Below are 19651 nucleotides of genomic sequence, written 5' to 3'. Positions count from 1 at the left end.
TAATGGAAAGCAATCCATTCAGAGTGGGCCCGCCCCACTCTGTGAAGCCCCTGAAACAATCTCGACTTAGCTTAAGATATCCCAATAGATTTCTTCAAAATTCAAGCGTGTTATGCTATTTTCTATCGACGGGTCGCAATGCTCCAGAAGCGTGCGTCCATTACATATAGATCTTCTCCATTTCGCCAGTTTAGCTCCCGTCTGGCAAACCATCAGGGAAGTTTTCGTGACTGCACTCAACATTCCTCTCGTAATTGATCTAGACGGAACACTTCTGCGTTCTGATTTACTGCTGGAAACCGGCCTCTCCTTCGTTCGCCACAATCCACTTTGCTTATTTCAGCCCTTGACATGGCTGGTAAATAGCAAAGCGACGCTTAAAGAAAAATTGGCGGAAGCTACTAACATTGATGTCAGTGTTCTTCCATATGACGAAACTGTAATCGAGTTCATTCAGACTGAAAAACGCAACGGCCGTGTGATTGTCCTAGCGACAGCAAGCCATCATTCGTTGGCAGAACGTATTGCGCAGCATTTAAATTTGTTTGATCATATTTTAGCGAGCGATAGTACATGTAATTTATCTTCGCATCATAAACGCGATTTGTTGGTGGAACACTATGGGGAGAAAGGTTTTGATTATGCTGGCAATTCACACGACGATGTCGTCGTATGGGCATCGGCTCGAGATGCTTATGTAGTTAATCCAGAGCGAGGTGTTGAGCGCAAGGCGCGAGCCTCAGGAAATGTTAAAAAACTGATTAATACAAACCCCTTTCTACCAAGAGACTGGGTAAAGGCGCTTCGCCTACATCAGTGGATGAAAAACATATTAATTTTTGTTCCATTGATGGCTGCGCACAAGCTCTTTAGCCCACTTTTATTGTGGCAAGGTGTGATTGCATTTTTTCTATTTGGACTCTGCGCTTCAAGCGTTTATATATTAAATGATCTATTAGACCTAGCCGATGACCGTCACCATAAGAGCAAACGTAATCGTCCATTCGCCGCTGGACGATTATCTATAAGAACTGGCATTTTTGCGTTCCCTATTCTGCTAGTTATTTCCTTTACTGGCGCTGTGTTTACATTACCCTGGGAGTTTGTAGGCGTTTTAGCAGCCTACTATATATTGACGTTAGCCTATTCCCTGTTTCTAAAGCGACAAATGGCGATTGATGTAATCGTTTTGGCCCTGCTGTATACAATACGTATCATCGCGGGGGCAGCTGCATTTAGCTTAGCGTTGACATTTTGGATGTTGGCTTTTTCGATGTTCATGTTTTTGAGTCTGGCCTTAGTCAAGCGTTATGCTGAATTGCAGGAAGCAAGAAAGAAGGGGAGGTTAGAGAAGACTCGAGGACGAGGTTACTACCCTAGCGATCTTGAGATGATATCGTCACTCGGTGCTTCTTCTGGATACTTGGCGGTAATGGTATTAGCCTTGTATATCCATGATCAAGCGACGGGAGAACTATATTCACATCCCCAAATAATTTGGTTGGCCTGTCCGCTTCTACTTTTCTGGATAACTCGTGTCTGGATGCTCACACATCGCGGAGAAATGCATGATGACCCGGTTGTCTATGCGATCCGAGATCGAGCCAGCCTGATTGTTGGCTCATTGTTTTGTCTAGTATTCTGGATAGCAGCATGAAACCCTCATTGCTCTCTTGGGGACGCTACCCCTATAACCCGCAGCATTCACATGCTTGCTATTGGCGAGATGAACTGCCCCCCCTGCTTGGCTCAGTTTCGTCTAAATATGAAACTACTCTTCCATATGGTAATGGGCGTAGTTATGGAGACAGTTGTTTAGCCGCGTCGGACCATGTAATAAACATGCGCAGCATAGATCGATTTATACATGTCGATTGGGTTAGAGGGATCGTTATTGTAGAGGCAGGGATCACTCTTTCTGAGGTGTTAGCTACCGCTATCCCTAATGGCTGGTTTCTTTCTGTCACTCCTGGAACTCAATTTGCCACGGTAGGAGGCGCAATTGCTAACGACGTCCATGGCAAAAACCATCACTCAAAAGGTACTTTTGGAAATCATCTGCTAAGCTTCGGATTGGAGCGTAGCAATGAAGAATTTTTGACTTGCTCCCCTAACATTAATCCGGAGATGTACGCCGCGACTATTGGAGGCTTGGGGCTAACAGGCTTGATACATTTTGCGGAAATTCAACTTATACCTATAAACACCAGTCATATCGACACCCATGTCGTTCGCTTTGGGAATTTGACAGAGTTTTTTGCGTTATCCTCCGAACTTGATCACCAACATGAATATAGTGTCGCGTGGATTGATTGCCTGGCGTCTGGCAGTCAAGTCGGACGCGGGGTTTACATAGTCGGTGATCACGCACGTTATGGCGAGCTAGTGCTAAATGACAACGCCCCTTTATCTATTCCTTTTACACCGCCGTTGTCTCTGATTAACAACTACTCTTTACGCATACTCAATGAGCTGTATTGGCGTGCTCACCCAACCAAGTTGAAGCAACAACGTAGTGGATACGAGTCTTTCTTTTATCCTCTTGATCGTATCCTGAACTGGAATCGGGTATATGGACCACGGGGGTTTCAGCAATACCAGTGTGTCATTCCTGACGCATCTGCCGAGATGGCCATGAAAGAGCTCTTGAAGGCTATTGCCAAGAGCGGTCAGGGTTCGTTTCTTGCGGTACTTAAACGTTGTGGTGATATCAAATCTCCCGGCTTATTGTCCTTTCCACTTTCCGGTACCTCCCTTGCTTTAGATTTCCCTCAAAGATCTAATTTGAAGGAGCTCTTCAGCCACCTTGACCAAATTGTAAGGCAGTCCGGAGGGCGATTGTACCCGGCGAAGGATGCGCATATGAGCGGCAAAGACTTTCGACAGGCTTACCCTGAGTGGGAGCGTTTGGAATCAATGCGGGATCCATCATTAATTTCCCGCTTCTGGCAGAGAGTGACAGAATGAAAAAAATCCTTATTGTCGGTGCCACCTCGGCCATCGCTTCAGCATGTGCGCGACTATGGGCAAATCAAGGGGCAGAGATGTTTCTGGTTGGCCGTAGTCAAGTAAAGATGGAGCAGGTTGCTGCTGATTTAAGAGCGCGTGGAGCGGGCGATGTTACTACTTATGTCATGGACGCCGCAGACTTCACCGCACATTCAAAAATGATAGAGAGTTGTTTGGCGACACTAAAACAAATCGATATTGGAATGATTGCTCACGGCTCCCTTCCTGACCAGAAAACTTGCGAACTGGATGTGAATATCGCATTAGAAGAACTTTCTCTTAACGGCACATCCGTAATAGCACTACTGACAAGACTCGCAAATCAATTGGAAACCCAACGTTGCGGGACACTTGCGATCATTTCATCTGTTGCCGGCGACAGAGGTCGCCCGTCCAACTATTTATATGGTACAGCCAAAGCTGCAGTATCAACTTTTTGCGAAGGATTAAGAGCAAGACTGTTTAAAGTTGGTGTTCACGTTATTACAATAAAACCAGGTTTTGTCGATACCCCCATGACCAAAAACTTATCTCTTCCTAGTCACCTGGTGGCAAGCCCTGAGCAGGTTTCAATAAGAATTGTCAAGGGAATCGAGAGAAATGTCGATACTATTTATACTCCAGGATTCTGGAGCTTTATAATGTTGATCATTCGCTTGATTCCTTCATTTATTTTCAAGCGTCTATCGCTTTGACTGCCTCTTAAAGCGCACGATATGCCTTTAAGAAACAACTCTATCGCCTATTTTATATGATCATTACCGAGCTAGTTTATGAAAAATAAGATTATTCTCCCAGGTGGTGCAGGTCTGGTGGGCCAGAATTTGGTGGCTCGACTAAAAGCGAAAGGTTATAGCAACATTGTGGTGCTTGACAAACATCAAACAAACTTAAAAATACTTGAACAAGTTCATCCAGACATCACGACTGAGTTTGCCGATCTTTCTAAACCTGGGTCGTGGCAACAACATTTCTCCCAAGCCGACGTTGTCGTGATGTTACAAGCGCAAATTGGCGGAAACAACCACGAAGACTTTACGCTAAACAATCTTGATTCAACACGCATCATCCTTGATACGATAAAAAGTAGTGGCAACCCATATCTAGTACATATAAGTTCATCTGTAGTAGAATCAGCAGCCAATGACTTCTACACGAAAACCAAAAAAGACCAAGAGAAAATGGTGCTCGACAGCGGCATAGCATGCCCTATTCTACGGCCGACTCTTATGTTTGGCTGGTTTGATAGAAAGCACCTTGGATGGCTTTCCCGATTCATGAAAAAAGTACCGGTTTTTCCGATACCGGGAGACGGTAAATATATGCGCCAGCCCTTGTACGCGGGTGATTTCTGCAATGTAATTATTAGCTGTATCGAACGCCGCACACAGAATGGCATATACAATATTTCCGGACATGAAAAAATAGACTACATCGACATAATCCGAGAAATAAAGCGAGTCACAGCGTCAAAAACTCCGATCCTGAAAATCCCTTACGGATTATTCTATTCGCTCATTTGGACTTGGGCATTATTTGATAGAAACCCACCATTCACGACTCAACAACTTTCGGCATTAAGCACCAAGGATGAGTTTGAAGTCATTGACTGGCCGGATATTTTTGGAGTGCCTTACACTAAGTTTAGCGATGCAATTGACGAAACCTTCAATGACCCTGCCTACAGCAAGATTATTCTGGAGTTTTGATCATGGACAAACGTATTGCGGTCCTAGGGGCTGGGCCGATGGGATTGGCAGTAGCCTATCAATTAGCTCGTGATGGTTATCAACCCATCGTATTTGAAGCCGATGATCGAGTAGGCGGAATGACCGCGGCATTCGACTTCTCGGGATTGAGCATCGAACGCTACTACCATTTCCACTGCATTTCCGACCATGCGTTTCTAAAGGTTCTGGATGAGTTGGGGCTGGCAGGGCAAATGCGCTGGGTAGAAACGAAGATGGGCTACTGGTACCAAAATCAGTTACAGCCTTGGGGTAATCCCATTGCACTCCTCAAATTCCGCGGACTGAGCTTTGTGGCCAAGTTCCGTTATGGCTTGCACGCATTTTTGTCCACCAAGCGCAACGATTGGAAGCCACTCGATCACGTCGAGGCGACAGGCTGGATTCAACGTTGGGTTGGTAAGGAGGCGTACGATGTCTTATGGCGTAAGCTGTTTGATTACAAGTTTTATAACTACACAGATAACCTGTCTGCAGCATGGATCTGGAGTCGAATCAGGCGAATTGGCAGATCCCGATACAGTTTATTCCGTGAAAAACTGGGCTACCTGCTGGGAGGATCTGAAACGCTGCTTCAGGCAATGCGTGTCGACATTCAGGCAAACGGTGGTGAAATCCGTCTCCAGTCTCCCGTAACTCGAGTACTGATTGAAGAGGGCAAGATCCGGGGTCTTGACGTTGGCGGGCGAGTTGAAGCATTTGATAAGGTCATCAGCACAATTCCGCTCCCTTATGTGCCTAAAGTAATACCTGACTTACCACTGCACATTCTTGAACAGTTCAAGGCAGTCAAGAATATTGCCGTGGTATGTGTCATCGTTAAACTTCGGAAGGCGGTGACTGAAAACTTCTGGTTGAATACCAACGACCCCGAGATGGATATCCCAGGCCTGGTTGAGTACACCAACCTGCGCCCCCTAGATCATCACATCGTTTACGTGCCTTTCTACATCCCAGGTGAACACCCGAAATTTTCCGAGCCAGATCAGAACTTTCTGGACAAGGTCCGTACTTATCTAAAGAAAATCAATCCTTCGCTAACCGACGAAGACTTTATCGATATACACGCTAGCCGCTACCGTTACGCACAGCCAATCTGTGATCCCGGCTACCTTGATAATCTGCCACCGGCAGCACTTCCTATCAAAGGTCTTTGGGTAGCAGATACGTCTTATTATTACCCTGAAGACCGAGGTATATCCGAGAGTATTGATTTCGGCAGAAAAATGGCCAAGGAAGCGACTGCGTGATTCAGCAATTTCTATCCAAACAATTCATGGTATTCCTGATTACCGGCGGCACCGCGGCCGCCGTTAACTTTTGCTCCAGGATTATCTATAATTTATGGTTGAGTTTTTCGCTTTCAGTAATTATTGCTTATATCACGGGGATGATTACTGCCTTCGTACTGGCCAAACTCTTTGTTTTTAAGGAGAGTCAGCAATCAGTCCATCGATCCATCCTCTTTTTCACGCTGGTGAATCTAGTCGCTGTATTACAAACATGGCTGATCAGCATGGGGCTAGCATATTACTTACTACCTTCGCTTGGCATGACGTCGTTTGTAAAAGAAATCTCACATGCAACAGGTGTAATCGTTCCAGTATTTACTAGTTACTTGGGACATAAGCATTGGTCGTTCAAATAACACTTGGCGCGGAGCAACACACCTCACTACATAGTGGGATATATTGCTCCGCGCCAATACACTTATCTCGACCATGACAATATTATGGTGACACTATAAAACTCATAATTGCAGCACCTTCATTACAGCTTCTAACTTCTTTTTCCAGCCTCCGCCTCCCCTGCGTTGAATTTATACGCCAGCCATATAAGCGGAACAACTCCTAACAGAACCCCGCTAACTCCATCTAATGACCTCAATCCCACAGTAATAGAAATAGGGGTCAGCCATAAAATATTGATTGTCACTACACTCAAAGTTACGGCCTGATGACTCCCATAACATCTCGATGCATACTGATAGGCATGACTGCGATGTGCCTCATACACTTTTTCTCCGCGCAGCAGACGTCGAATCAATGTCCACGTCGCATCAACAATGAACACCCCAAGCAGGATCAACCAACTCCAAAGCAATTGAGGCGCCGCCCATACGGCCTGAACAGATAAGAACGCAAGGACGATACCAAGAAACCCACTCCCCGCATCCCCCATAAAAATCCGAGCCGGTGGAAAATTCCACCACAGAAACCCCGACACCGCCGCCGCCAGAATCAACGGAGCCCAGATCAGCTCAAGATTCCCGCTAAACCAGTAAACCAGACACATCCCCAGGCAAACACTGATCGCCTCAGCACTGGCCAAACCATCAATGCCGTCCATAAAGTTATAGAGGTTGAGCATCCAGACCAGATAGACCAACGCCAGAATATTACCGAACCACCCCAAATCAATGGTGATGCCGAACAACTCAATGGGCGGAAGCCCGTTCAACCAAAACAGCGCCCAAGCTGCAGCGATGAAATGCCCTAGCAACCGCCATCTGGCAGCGATATGCCCATGGTCATCAGCGAACCCGATAATCGCAACGAGCAATCCCGAACCAAACAAGCCATACAAGGCCGCCGTGCTCAGCAGACCAAGGCCAGTGAAGACAGGAAGCGCCAGTAGAAAGGCGACAACTATGGCCACCCCTCCCCCACGCGGCGTCGGGACCGAATGAGAGCTGCGCTCGTTAGGTATGTCCATCAAACTCTTCGCCAAGGCGTAACGACGCAAGACGAGTGTCAATACCCAGGAAACAGCGAGTACCGCAAGTAACAGCCACCAAACCGTCATTTCGTTTGCTTTTCCAGATAATGGCCAGCGGTTTGACGCATGGCTTTGTCCATGTTGATGGGTGGCGTCCACCCTAATAATTCGCGATTTTTGCTGATATCGACTTGTAGCGAGCCGCATATGCGTTGAGCAACGGCTTGCTTGCCCAGTGTCGAGGCTGCCAGTTTCAATAGCCACTCAGGTAGAGGCAAGAGTCGGGCAGGTTTGCCTAGTGCCTTGGATAGACGACGCAGCAGTTGAGTTGTGGACAGGTCTTCGCCATCGCTGGCCAGAAAGGTCTGATTGGCCGCGGAGGGATGATCGATGCAAGTCACTATCAGGCTCACCAGGTTTTCGATGGCCACCAGGCTACGTTGATTCCGAATCGAGCCAAAGGGCAAAGGCCCCCCCTTATTGAGCCAGCTCAACATACTCAGAAAATTAGCCTTCACTCCAGGTCCGTAGACCAGTGGTGGACGGATGATCACCACTTCCATGCCGGTGTCGTGGCCTAGTCGCTTCAGAGCCTCTTCGGCTTCATACTTGGACACACCGTAAGGATCTTGCGGATTCGGATGATCGTCAGCTTTAAATGGCTGACCTGGGTGAGTGCTTTCGCCGTTCACCTTGATCGAACTGATGAAAATAAAGCGCTTTACTCCCGATGCCGCAGCGCACTGAGCCAGCTTGAGCGTTCCTTCCACATTGACCTTACGAAACTCGGCCAATGCATCCACTGCGGTTTCATTCATGACATGCACTCGGGCAGCGGCATGAACGACTATCTGGACATCGTCGAGTGCAGGCAAGATCTTGGCATGGGTGAGATCGAAGGGCACCACTGGGCACAATCCGTGCAACCGCGTGGCACCTCGTGCCGCCGCTATCGGGCTGAACTTCTTGTCCACTAACAGCCTGAAAACCAACGCCTCTCCAACAAACCCGCTTGCGCCCGTGACCAATACTTTCGGGCCAATCATTTGGCTTTTTTCCCTATCAATGCGGTTGCCCAGCAAATACAAAAGAAAAACACTTTATCCCGCACTCGCCGTCGGCAACGCCAGGCGCTGAAAGAAAGCTTCATGAGTTGAATGCGGTGTAGTTTCAGCCATGTTTGCACGAAAGGGTCGTCATCCTGCCCTACCAACAGCGCTATCAACTGGACCTGATTGAACCACCAACCGTCATGAATGGTTTTGTAGCGGGCAATCAGCGGACTCAAGCCCTTATTGGCGCCTACCTGGTTACGCTCATGCTGGCGATAGTCCATGGACGGCTCAGGGTCGATGTACCAGCGGTAACCATGGCTCCGGGCGAAGGCGTAGCAATACCAGTCATGCAGGCTGACACCTTGTAGTTGCTGCCAATTGGCGAGCATCGAAGCCTTTAGCGAGTCCACGAGACTTCTGCTCATCACGTAGGTGCAGCCAGGACCAGCCGCTTCGAACAGGAAATCCCATGCGACCTGAGGCTGCGCCTTGTCCAACATATGAGTGCTGCCATCTGACCAGAAGGCCGTGACATTACTAGAGTAGGCATCTACGCGACGCGCCTGAATAGCTTGGGTCGCACGCTGGAGTTTATTCGAATGCCAGACATCATCCTGGTCGGCAAAAGCGACAAAGTCGTAGCCTTCGAAGTCGACATCGCGGATGAGGCGGAAAAAATTACGGGAGGCACCGCCAAAACTACCGGCGGTCGGCAAGACCAAAACTTCGGGGTGCTCAACGGCATAGGCTGCACACCAGGCCTCGGTACCGTCGCTGGAGGGGTCGATACTGATATAAACGGTCACGTCGACAGCTGACTGGCCGAGGATCGAGGCCAACTGCTCCTCGATCCACTGCATGCCATTATAGGCAGCCAGCAAAACCGCAACCTTGGGATGTTTTACTGGCATACCATTCCTGCCTGGACCGGTTAAACGCTACTGTTCGAAAGGTTTGAACATTCGAATCAGTGAGAAGGCGAGTCCAGCAGTTTCTGCAGGTACTGACCATAGCCAGTCTTCTTCAGAGCATCAGCCTGAGTACCCAACTGCTCGGCAGTAATCCAGCCATTGTGGTAGGCGATCTCTTCCAGGCACGCCACTTTCAGGCCTTGGCGCTGCTCGATGGTGTGCACGAAGTGGCTGGCTTCCAGCAGCGAATCATGGGTCCCGGTATCCAGCCAGGCGAAGCCACGGCCGAGCATTTCAACGTTGAGGGTCTTCTGCTCGAGGTATGCACGGTTAACGTCAGTGATTTCCAGCTCGCCACGTGGGGATGGCTTGATGTTCTTGGCGATCTCAACGACCTGGTTGTCGTAGAAGTACAGGCCAGTCACCGCGTAGCTGGATTTCGGCTTCAGCGGCTTTTCTTCGATGCTCAAGGCACGGCCGGCAGCGTCGAACTCGACCACACCAAAACGCTCCGGATCCGACACGTGATAGCCGAATACGGTCGCACCAACCTCTTGAGTGGTGGCGGAACGCAGGTTTTCCGAAAAGTGTTGACCGTAGAAGATGTTGTCGCCCAGGATCAGGCAGCAAGGGTCTTTACCGATGAACTCTTCGCCGATGATGAAGGCTTGCGCCAGACCGTCCGGGCTAGGCTGTTCGGCATAGGTCAGCTTGATACCGTACAGGCTGCCGTCACCCAGCAATTTCTGAAAAGATGGCAGGTCTTCAGGGGTGGAGATAATCAGGATTTCGCGCATACCGGCGAGCATCAGCACCGACAACGGATAGAAGATCATCGGCTTGTCGTAGATCGGCAGCATCTGCTTGGACACGCCGAGGGTCAACGGGTGCAGTCGAGTGCCCGAGCCGCCAGCGAGGATGATGCCTTTACGATTTGTCGTGGTCATTTATTCAGGACTTCCATAAGCATTCGGGTGACACCACTTTGCCAATCCGGCAAGTGCAGAGAAAAGTTGTCGCGCAGCTTCTGAGTGTTCAACCGGGAATTCAGGGGCCGGCGCGCCGGTGTTGGGTAGGCGGTTGTGTCTATCGGATTGATCGCCGCGACGGCGAGCTCTTCACCGCTGGCCTTGGCAAAACCGATTACATGGCTGGCATAGCCGTGCCAGGACACTTCGCCACTGGCCGCCAGATGATACAGGCCCGCCAGCTCAGGGCGCTGCTGGACTTGCTGAATGGCGAGCGCTGTTACGTCTGCGATCAAATCTGCGCCGGTCGGGGCGCCGATCTGGTCGGCGATGACACTTAGGGTGTCGCGGTCCTTGGCCAGGCGCAGCATGGTCTTGGCGAAGTTATTGCCGCGAGCGCCGTAGACCCAGCTGGTGCGGAAGATCAGGTACTTGCAGCCCGAGGCAATGATCGCTTGCTCGCCGGCCAGTTTGCTGGCGCCATAGTGATTCACCGGGGCCACGGCATCTGTCTCTTGCCATGGCGCCAGACCTTCCCCGCTGAACACGTAGTCAGTCGAGTAGTGAATCAGCCAGGCATCCAGAGATGCAGCCTCTTCAGCCATGACCTGACTCGCCTGACCGTTCACGCGGTCGGCCAGCTCCGTCTCGGATTCGGCTTTATCGACGGCGGTGTAGGCCGCTGCATTGACGATGACATCAGGCTTGACCTGACGAATCGTCGCACGCAGTGCATCGAGGTCGGACAGGTCTCCGCTCAAGCCATCGACCGGGTGACGGTCCAGGGCGATCAACTCGCCAAGCGGTGCAAGGGAGCGTTGCAGCTCCCAGCCTACCTGACCGTTTTTTCCCAACAGAAGAATTTTCATGCTTTGTCCGAACGATCCGTGTAGTTCTGGTCAATCCATTGCTGGTAGCTGCCGCTCTTCACGTGAGCCACCCATTCAGTGTTGTTGAGGTACCACTCGACGGTCTTGCGGATGCCGGTTTCAAAAGTTTCTTCCGGTGTCCAACCCAGCTGGCGCTGGATTTTGCTCGCATCGATCGCGTAGCGCTGGTCGTGGCCCGGGCGATCCTGAACGTAGGTGATCAGGCTGGCATGTGGACGATGCGCGGAATCTGGACGCAGTTCGTCGAGCAGTGCGCAAAGGGTATGCACCACTTCGATGTTTTGCTTCTCGTTATGGCCGCCGATGTTGTAGGTCTCGCCAATCACGCCTTCGGTCACGACTTTGTACAGTGCGCGGGCGTGGTCTTCGACGTAGAGCCAGTCACGAACCTGGTTGCCTTTGCCGTAGACCGGCAGCGGCTTGCCTTCCAGTGCGTTGAGAATGATCAGCGGGATCAACTTCTCAGGGAAGTGGCAAGGGCCGTAGTTGTTCGAGCAGTTGGTGACCAGCGTCGGCAGACCGTAAGTACGAGCCCAGGCGCGAACCAGGTGATCGGAACTGGCCTTGCTGGCCGAGTACGGCGAGCTTGGCTGGTACGGCGTGGTTTCGGTGAAGAGGTCTTCCGGACCTTCGAGGTCTCCGTAGACTTCGTCGGTGGAAATATGGTGGAAGCGGAAGTTGGCTTTACGCGCATCATCCAGTGCCGCCCAATAGTGGCGTGCAGCTTCCAGCAAGGTGTAAGTACCGATGATGTTGGTCTGGATGAATTCAGACGGACCGGAGATCGAGCGGTCAACGTGGGACTCTGCGGCCAGGTGCATGATGGCATCCGGTTGGTGTTCACGCAGGACACGGTCCACTTGATCACGGTCGCAGATGTCGACGCGTTCGAACACGTAACGCGAGTTCTGGCTGACTTCAGCCAGCGACTCAAGGTTACCGGCATAAGTCAGTTTATCGACGTTTACGACAGCGTCGTTAGTATTGGAGATGATATGACGAATGACTGCCGAGCCGATAAATCCGGCGCCGCCGGTTACTAGAATTTTCACGCGAAACCATACCCTTAAGTTACTGACAGGGCCGCCAACCGCGCACTGTCTAATCCATGAATTGCAAAAGCCATCAAGTCCGCCGAGGCTTCTGACAGAGTCAGTCTGAACGATGCGGGAATACCCTATCGATCAAGCGCAGCATTTTACAGCTTAATGAAGGTTTTACTAATGGATATGGACAGGCTGTGACGCGAATCCGACGCGTACAACGGGTTTGTTACAATCAGACAAGACGCTTGCGCGAGGCTCTGGACGTACGTCCCAGAAACCAGCCGAGAATCGGCCCGATCACCATACCGGCCAACAACGCAATCACCATGATCAGCGATACTGGCAATTGCGGGCCCGCCCAGCCCAGGAACAGCAATGACACGCCTTGCTGGTTCTCAAGTACAAACGCCAGGATCGCGAGAACGAGCAATAGAACAAATACAGCAAGAAGTACGCGCTTGAGGTTACGCATCAGCGGTTCCTTTTAGTGCAGCAACTGTCAAAGTCCCTCCTCCTCTTCCTCGTTCACGCGATCGCGCAGTTCTTTGCCTGGCTTGAAATGCGGAACGAACTTGCCGTCGAGGCTGACGGACTGACCGGTTTTCGGATTACGGCCTACGCGCGGTGCGCGATAGTGCAAGGAGAAGCTGCCAAACCCACGGATCTCGATTCGATCACCGGTGGCCAGACATTGGGACATTTGCTCAAGCATGGTCTTGATGGCCAGCTCCACATCCTTGGATGAAAGCAGCCCTTGATGGGTGACAATTCGTTCGATCAACTCCGACTTCGTCATATTTTTCCCTTCTTTTTCAAGCAGCTAGGAAAAGCGCTTCAAAGGTTTTAGCATGCCCGGAGAAATTTGAACAGCCCGAGTTTTGACATATCTTTCCTTGTAATGAGGTGCCCGATTTCAGAACATCGGAACATTGCTCAAACCCAACATTCATCTACAGATAACCAGCATGGTGCGCGTCAGATAACCCGCGGGATTGAAGCCAAAAGGAAACTCATCTTCCTCCTTCGCGTCATCGGACCTTACGACAACTTTATAACCTGCACCCTTGCACTCCTTGGCGGCTCTCTTGTGACACTTCTCCCATCCGGAGCCCAATCCTGAACAATCGATCTCTATACCACTGACTCCGCGTACCGCATGAGTTTTAGCGCTGGTGGTACAGCCCGCCAATGTCAGTACTGCTATCACGACAATGAGCTTGTTCATTCACTTCCTTAATACCAGGCCACTGCCCGACTGCGTTCACTTCATACCAAGCCTAGCCTTGAATAGACGACTGACCTGTATGAAATTACAGACAGCTTATGTAGATCATTGGTTTCACGAAAGAAATAAGGCGGCGGGCGGTGGTGTCAGCCCCCTTGGGACTCACCAAATCGCAGACACAAAAAAGGGCGACCGAAGTCGCCCTTTTTCTATGGTCTGACAGAACTCAGTTCTGTTTTTCCATTTGTGCACGCAACAGGTCGCCCAGAGTGGTAGGACCAGCAGCGATGCTATCCGAAGGCTTGTCTTTCAAGCTTTGGATGGCTTCTTTCTCGTCTTCAACGTCTTTCGACTTGATCGAGAGCTGGATTACGCGGCTCTTGCGGTCAACGCTGATGATCTTGGCTTCTACTTCTTCGCCTTCTTTCAGAACGTTGCGCGCGTCTTCAACGCGGTCACGGCTGATTTCAGAGGCTTTCAGAGTCGCTTCGATATCGTCGGCCAGAGTGATGATGGCGCCTTTAGCGTCAACTTCCTTCACGATGCCTTTAACGATGGCGCCTTTGTCGTTCTCTTGAACGTACTCGGAGAACGGATCGCTTTCCAGTTGCTTGATACCCAGGGAGATGCGCTCGCGCTCTGGGTCAACCGACAGGATAACGGTGTCCAGCTCGTCGCCCTTCTTGAAGCGGCGAACGGCTTCTTCGCCCACTTCGTTCCAGGAGATGTCGGACAGGTGAACCAGACCGTCGATGCCGCCGTCCAGACCAATGAAGATACCGAAATCGGTGATCGACTTGATGGTGCCGGAGATTTTATCGCCCTTGTTGAACTGGCCAGAGAAATCTTCCCATGGGTTAGATTTGCACTGCTTGATGCCGAGGGAGATACGACGACGCTCTTCGTCGATGTCCAGAACCATAACTTCCACTTCGTCGCCGACTTGTACGACTTTCGAAGGGTGGATGTTCTTGTTGGTCCAGTCCATTTCGGAAACGTGTACCAGGCCTTCAACGCCTTCTTCCAGCTCAGCGAAGCAGCCGTAGTCGGTCAGGTTGGTTACACGAGCGGTAACGCGAGTGCTTTCTGGGTAACGGGCTTTGATAGCAACCCATGGATCTTCGCCCAGCTGCTTGAGGCCCAGGGAAACACGATTGCGTTCGCGATCGTACTTCAGAACCTTGACATCGATCTCGTCGCCAACGTTGACGATTTCGGAAGGATGCTTGATACGCTTCCAAGCCATGTCGGTAATGTGCAGCAGGCCATCGACGCCACCCAGATCGACGAATGCGCCGTAATCGGTGAGGTTCTTGACGATACCTTTGACTTGCTGGCCTTCCTGCAGGGATTCCAGCAGAGCTTCACGCTCGGCGGAGTTCTCGGCTTCGAGGACGCTGCGACGGGAAACGACAACGTTGTTGCGTTTCTGGTCGAGTTTGATGACCTTGAATTCCAGCTCTTTGCCTTCCAGGTGCGTGGTGTCGCGCACTGGACGGACGTCAACCAGAGAACCTGGCAGGAACGCACGGATGCCGTTAACGTCGACAGTGAAGCCGCCTTTAACCTTACCGTTGATAACGCCCTTGACCACTTCTTCGGCTGCGAAGGCTGCTTCCAGAACAATCCAGCATTCAGCGCGCTTGGCTTTTTCACGGGACAGCTTGGTTTCACCAAAGCCGTCTTCAACCGAGTCCAGAGCAACGTGAACTTCGTCACCGACGTTGATAGTCAGTTCGCCAGCATCGTTGTAGAACTGCTCAAGCGGGATGAGTGCTTCAGACTTCAGGCCAGCGTGAACGGTTACCCAGCGAGCTTGGTAATCGATATCAACGATAACACCGGTGATGATGGAGCCTGCCTGAAGGTTCAGGGTTTTTAGGCTTTCTTCAAAGAGTTCCGCAAAGCTTTCGCTCATTTTAATTCCTGTTGATGAGGGCGAAGAATACGCCCATCTCCACACCCCAGACGGTATGGGTTAGTTTCATTTAAAAGAAGCCACCGCAGGACTATGACTGGTCCCCTGCGGCCCTCTTGGTCACCCGGCGATATCGCGAATGGCGATCTCGCTCATGATGCGTTCCAGCACCTGATCGATGGATAATTCCGTGGAATCCAGCTGGATGGCGTCAGCCGCCGGTTTGAGCGGGGCTACCGCTCGCTGGGTGTCACGCTCATCGCGCGCACGTATCTCATCTAGCAGACTCGACAGACTAACACCATCGACTTTGCCCTTCAACTGCAAGTATCGACGGCGCGCACGCTCCTCGGCACTGGCGGTCAGGAAAATCTTCAACGGTGCGTCGGGAAATACCACCGTGCCCATGTCGCGGCCATCGGCCACCAGACCCGGTGATTCCTGAAAGGCCCGCTGGCGCTGAAGCAGCGCGTCGCGCACGGCGGGCAACGCAGCGACTTGCGAGGCACCCGAGCCGATACTTTCAGTACGAATGACATCACTGACTTCGTCGCCTTCCAGAATAATGCGCTGCAGCTGACCGTCGGTCGCCGCGATGAATTGCACATCCAGATGAGCGGCAAGCTTTTTGAGCAATTCCTCGTTCGTCAGGTCGACGCCATGGTTATGCGCAGCGAAAGCCAGCAATCGATACAGCGCACCGGAATCCAGCAGGTTCCAGCCCAGGCGCTTGGCCAGCATCCCGGCGACCGTGCCCTTGCCAGAGCCGCTTGGCCCATCAATGGTGATGACCGGTGCGATGTTTTTCACGACTGAGCCTCTTGTGCAACACGGATACCGACCTGCGCGCACAGCGCGAGGAAGTTCGGGAACGAGGTCGCGACGTTGGCGCAATCATGGATGCGAATCGGTGCACTTGCGCGCAGCGAAGCCACGCTGAAAGCCATGGCAATCCGGTGATCGCCGTGACCGTGCACTTCGCCGCCGCCGATCTGGCCGCCGTCGATGATGAGGCCGTCCGGGGTTGGCTCGCACTTGACGCCCAACGCCAGCAGGCCGTCCGCCATCACCTGGATCCGGTCCGACTCCTTCACGCGCAGCTCTTCGGCGCCGCGCAGCACGGTGCGCCCTTCGGCACACGCGGCGGCCACGAACAGCACCGGGAACTCGTCGATAGCCAGTGGAACCAGCGCCTCAGGGATCTCGATACCTTTGAGTTTAGCTGCCCGTACGCGCAGATCCGCTACCGGCTCACCGCCGACTTCACGCTGGTTTTCCAGGGTGATGTCCGCACCCATCAGGCGCAGGATGTCGATCACGCCGGTACGGGTCGGGTTGATGCCGACGTGCTCAAGTACCAGCTCCGAACCTTCGGCAATCGACGCCGCCACCAGGAAGAACGCCGACGACGAGATATCGCCCGGCACTTCAATGTGGGTCGCGGTCAACTTGTGGCCGGACTCGACCGAGGCAGTCGCGCCGTTGACGGTCACCGGGTAGCCGAAGCCGCGCAGCATGCGCTCGGTGTGGTCGCGAGTCGGTGCCGGCTCGGTGACGGTGGTCTTGCCTTCGGCATACAGACCCGCCAGCAACAGGCAGGATTTAACCTGGGCGCTGGCCATTGGCATGGTGTAAGTCAGGCCCTTGAGCTTGTTGCCGCCACGAATGGTCATCGGTGGACGACCTTCAGCAGCGGTCTCGATCACGGCGCCCATTTCGCGCAGCGGATTGGCCACGCGATTCATCGGACGCTTGGACAGAGAAGCGTCGCCGGTCAGGGTGCTATCGAAGTTCTGCGCAGCCAAAAGGCCAGACAGCAGACGCATCGAGGTGCCGGAGTTGCCCAGATAGATCGGGCCCGGCGCAGGCTTCAGGCCGTGCAGGCCGACGCCGTGGATGGTCACACGACCGTGGTGCGGACCTTCGATGACGACACCCATGTCGCGGAAAGCCTGCAAGGTTGCCAGAGCGTCTTCGCCCTCGAGGAAACCTTCCACTTCGGTGACGCCTTCGGCCAGGGAACCGAGCATGATCGAGCGGTGGGAAATCGATTTGTCGCCCGGTACACGAATCCGCCCAGTCAGGCGGCCACCAGGTTGTGCCAGGAAAATCAGATCGTTGGAATTCATAGCGTCCACATAGGCCCGGCGGGCCAGGATTTTACTGAAATGCTCGCGGGCAACCCGGGCGCGAGTGAACACGCCCAACAATTGGTGCCCATCCCCTGCATCGACCGCGTCGCGCAAGGCGTCGAGGTCGCTGCGAAATGTATCGAGTGTGCGCAGGACAGCTTCGCGGTTGGCGAGGAAGATGTCGTGCCACATGACCGGGTCGCTACCGGCGATTCTTGTGAAATCGCGGAAACCGCCCGCAGCGTAACGGAAGATCTCAAGATTTTCATTGCGTTTGGCCAACGAATCGACCAAACCGAACGCCAGCAAGTGCGGCAAATGGCTGGTCGCCGCCAACACTTCGTCGTGACGCTCGACCTGCATGTGCTCGACGTCGGCGCCCAATTCACGCCACAACCGGTCGACCACTGCCAACGCGGCCGGGTCGGTCTGATCCAGCGGCGTCAGAATCACTTTATGGCGACGGAACAGCTCGGCATTGGAGGCTTCCACCCCGCTCTGCTCGGAACCGGCAATCGGATGCCCCGGCACGAAACGCGTTGGCATGCCGCCAAACGCCTCGGTCGCCGCGCGCACCACATTGCCCTTGGCACTGCCAACGTCGGTCAGAATCGCTTGCCCCAGATCCATGCCCGCCAACAGCGCGAGCAACTTCTCCATGGCCAGGATCGGCACCGCCAACTGAATCACGTCAGCGCCCTGGCAAGCCGCCGCCAGCTCTTCTTCACAGCGATCCACCACGCCCAACTCGACCGCCAGCTTGCGCGACTGCGGGTCGAGATCGACCCCCACCACTTCGCGGCACAGGCCACTTTCACGCAAGCCTTTGGCAAACGAACCACCGATCAACCCCAGGCCGACCACCACCAGGCGACCGATCATAGGTTGAGCAGATTGCAGTGCAGTGACATCAACCACGAGCCATAACCTTGGTCAGCGCCTCGAGGAAGCGGCTGTTTTCAGCCGGCAAACCGATGGTGATACGCAGGTGGTTCGGCATGCCGTAGTTGGCCACCGGACGCACGATCACGCCTTCGCGCAGCAACCCCTCGAACACTGGAGCCGCAACGCGCCCCAGATCGACACAGATGAAGTTGCCTTTAGATGGAATCCAGCTCAGACCCAGCTCACGGAAACCCGCTTGCAGCTGCTGCATGCCGGATTCATTCAGGCGACGGCTTTCAGCCAGGTACTCGAAGTCTTGCAACGCCGCACAAGCGGCGGCCAGTGCGAGGCTGTTGACGTTGAACGGCTGACGCACGCGATTCAGCACATCGGCGACGATAGCCGAGGACAAGCCGTAGCCGACCCGCAGCGACGCCAGGCCATAGGCCTTGGAGAAGGTGCGCGAGACCAGCAGGTTCGGGTAGGCCGCCAGATAGTCCAGGCCATCGGGCAAGTCGCTGCCTTCGGCGTACTCGATGTAGGCCTCGTCCAGCACCACCAGCACATGGGCCGGTACGTCCTGCAGGAAATCATCCAGCGTTTGGGCGTCGAACCAGGTCCCGGTCGGGTTGTTCGGGTTGGCGATGAACACCACGCGGGTATCGGCATCGATCGCGGCGAGCATGGCCGACAGATCATGACCCCAGTCTTTGGCCGGGATCACTTTTGCCTGGGCGCCGACGGCCTGGGTCACGATCGGATAGACCGCGAACGCATGCGCGCTGAATACCGCGTTCAGGCCTGGCGCCAGATAGGCACGTGCCACCAACTCCAGAATGTCGTTGGAGCCGTTGCCCAGCGTTACCTGGTTCAGCTCGACGCGGCACTGATCGGCCAGCAGGGTCTTGAGTGCAAAACCGTTGCCGTCCGGATAGCGGGTCAGCTCGGTCAGCGCTTCGCGAATCGCCGCCAGCGCCTTGGGACTGGCGCCCAACGGGTTCTCGTTGCTCGCCAGTTTGACGATATTGGCCGGATCGAGGTTCAGCTCACGGGCCAGTTCGTCCACGGGCTTGCCCGGAACGTAAGGCGAAAGTTGTTGCACGCCCGGCTGTGCCAGAGCGAGGAAGTTGCCACTCATTTGCTACC

19 protein-coding genes are annotated in these 19651 nt (G+C 53.1%); 6 read left to right on the top strand and 13 right to left on the bottom strand.

Annotation, left to right across the window (positions count from 1 at the left end):
• The first annotated feature begins 112 nt into the window (after positions 1-112).
• The 6 genes from PMI30_RS26140 to PMI30_RS26165 all read left to right on the top strand — a co-directional run bounded on the left by PMI30_RS26140 (position 113) and on the right by PMI30_RS26165 (position 6405).
• A complete protein-coding gene (locus tag PMI30_RS26140) occupies positions 113-1657 on the top strand; it encodes a UbiA family prenyltransferase (protein ID WP_008005979.1) in 1545 nt (514 codons plus the stop codon).
• The gene (locus PMI30_RS26145) at positions 1654-2967 is read left to right on the top strand and encodes an FAD-binding oxidoreductase (RefSeq protein WP_008005978.1); all 1314 of its coding nucleotides are present in this window, start codon (positions 1654-1656) and stop codon (positions 2965-2967) included. The genes PMI30_RS26140 and PMI30_RS26145 overlap by 4 nt, the downstream gene beginning before the upstream one ends.
• Positions 2964-3704 (top strand): SDR family oxidoreductase, encoded by a 741-nt coding sequence (locus PMI30_RS26150; protein WP_008005977.1) that lies wholly within the window; start codon positions 2964-2966, stop codon positions 3702-3704. Before PMI30_RS26145 ends, PMI30_RS26150 begins: the two co-directional genes overlap by 4 nt.
• A 78-nt stretch (positions 3705-3782) precedes the next feature.
• A complete protein-coding gene (locus PMI30_RS26155) occupies positions 3783-4718 on the top strand; it encodes an NAD-dependent epimerase/dehydratase family protein (protein ID WP_008005976.1) in 936 nt (311 codons plus the stop codon).
• A gap of 2 nt (positions 4719-4720) precedes the next feature.
• Entirely contained in the window at positions 4721-6007 is a 1287-nt protein-coding gene (locus PMI30_RS26160) for an NAD(P)/FAD-dependent oxidoreductase (RefSeq protein ID WP_008005975.1), read from the top strand.
• Positions 6004-6405 (top strand): GtrA family protein, encoded by a 402-nt coding sequence (locus tag PMI30_RS26165; protein WP_008005974.1) that lies wholly within the window; start codon positions 6004-6006, stop codon positions 6403-6405. The genes PMI30_RS26160 and PMI30_RS26165 overlap by 4 nt, the downstream gene beginning before the upstream one ends.
• 131 nt (positions 6406-6536) lie before the next feature.
• On the opposite strand, the gene PMI30_RS26170 is transcribed toward PMI30_RS26165, so the two are convergent.
• From PMI30_RS26170 to hisC, 13 genes are all read right to left on the bottom strand, one after another.
• Complete coding sequence (locus PMI30_RS26170) at positions 6537-7562, bottom strand: MraY family glycosyltransferase (RefSeq protein ID WP_008005973.1); 1026 nt, start codon at positions 7560-7562, stop codon at positions 6537-6539.
• Positions 7559-8521: a UDP-glucose 4-epimerase family protein gene (locus PMI30_RS26175; protein WP_008005972.1), complete on the bottom strand. Its 963-nt coding sequence runs from the start codon at positions 8519-8521 to the stop codon at positions 7559-7561. The genes PMI30_RS26170 and PMI30_RS26175 overlap by 4 nt, the downstream gene beginning before the upstream one ends.
• Entirely contained in the window at positions 8518-9441 is a 924-nt protein-coding gene (locus tag PMI30_RS26180) for a glycosyltransferase (RefSeq protein ID WP_008005971.1), read from the bottom strand. Before PMI30_RS26180 ends, PMI30_RS26175 begins: the two co-directional genes overlap by 4 nt.
• Before the next feature lie 56 nt (positions 9442-9497).
• Entirely contained in the window at positions 9498-10388 is an 891-nt protein-coding gene (gene rfbA / locus PMI30_RS26185) for a glucose-1-phosphate thymidylyltransferase RfbA (protein ID WP_008005970.1), read from the bottom strand.
• Complete coding sequence (gene rfbD / locus PMI30_RS26190) at positions 10385-11278, bottom strand: dTDP-4-dehydrorhamnose reductase (protein ID WP_008005968.1); 894 nt, start codon at positions 11276-11278, stop codon at positions 10385-10387. Before rfbD ends, rfbA begins: the two co-directional genes overlap by 4 nt.
• Positions 11275-12351 (bottom strand): dTDP-glucose 4,6-dehydratase, encoded by a 1077-nt coding sequence (gene rfbB, locus PMI30_RS26195; protein ID WP_008005966.1) that lies wholly within the window; start codon positions 12349-12351, stop codon positions 11275-11277. The genes rfbD and rfbB overlap by 4 nt, the downstream gene beginning before the upstream one ends.
• 226 nt (positions 12352-12577) lie before the next feature.
• Positions 12578-12817: a LapA family protein gene (locus PMI30_RS26200; RefSeq protein ID WP_008005963.1), complete on the bottom strand. Its 240-nt coding sequence runs from the start codon at positions 12815-12817 to the stop codon at positions 12578-12580.
• Positions 12818-12844: 27 nt separating this feature from the next.
• Positions 12845-13141 (bottom strand): integration host factor subunit beta, encoded by a 297-nt coding sequence (gene ihfB, locus PMI30_RS26205; RefSeq protein WP_007899751.1) that lies wholly within the window; start codon positions 13139-13141, stop codon positions 12845-12847.
• A 150-nt stretch (positions 13142-13291) separates the two neighbouring features.
• On the bottom strand, positions 13292-13570 hold the full coding sequence (locus PMI30_RS26210) for a hypothetical protein (RefSeq protein ID WP_007899746.1): 279 nt from the start codon (positions 13568-13570) through the stop codon (positions 13292-13294).
• A gap of 226 nt (positions 13571-13796) precedes the next feature.
• Positions 13797-15488 carry a 30S ribosomal protein S1 gene (gene rpsA / locus PMI30_RS26215; protein ID WP_008005961.1) on the bottom strand — a complete coding sequence of 564 codons (1692 nt, stop codon included), beginning with the start codon at positions 15486-15488 and terminating at the stop codon, positions 13797-13799.
• A 120-nt stretch (positions 15489-15608) separates the two neighbouring features.
• Positions 15609-16298, bottom strand: coding sequence for a (d)CMP kinase (gene cmk, locus PMI30_RS26220; protein ID WP_007899742.1), 690 nt, complete (start codon positions 16296-16298; stop codon positions 15609-15611).
• Positions 16295-18502: a bifunctional prephenate dehydrogenase/3-phosphoshikimate 1-carboxyvinyltransferase gene (locus PMI30_RS26225; protein ID WP_008005959.1), complete on the bottom strand. Its 2208-nt coding sequence runs from the start codon at positions 18500-18502 to the stop codon at positions 16295-16297. Before PMI30_RS26225 ends, cmk begins: the two co-directional genes overlap by 4 nt.
• A 28-nt stretch (positions 18503-18530) precedes the next feature.
• Entirely contained in the window at positions 18531-19643 is a 1113-nt protein-coding gene (gene hisC / locus PMI30_RS26230; RefSeq protein WP_008005957.1) for a histidinol-phosphate transaminase, read from the bottom strand.
• Between the last annotated feature and the right edge of the window lie 8 nt (positions 19644-19651).

The organism is Pseudomonas sp. GM50 (assembly GCF_000282375.1).
Lineage (GTDB): Bacteria > Pseudomonadota > Gammaproteobacteria > Pseudomonadales > Pseudomonadaceae > Aquipseudomonas.
The sequence above is the reverse complement of the archived record's forward strand: the minus strand, read 5'-3'. Positions and strand labels throughout refer to the sequence as shown.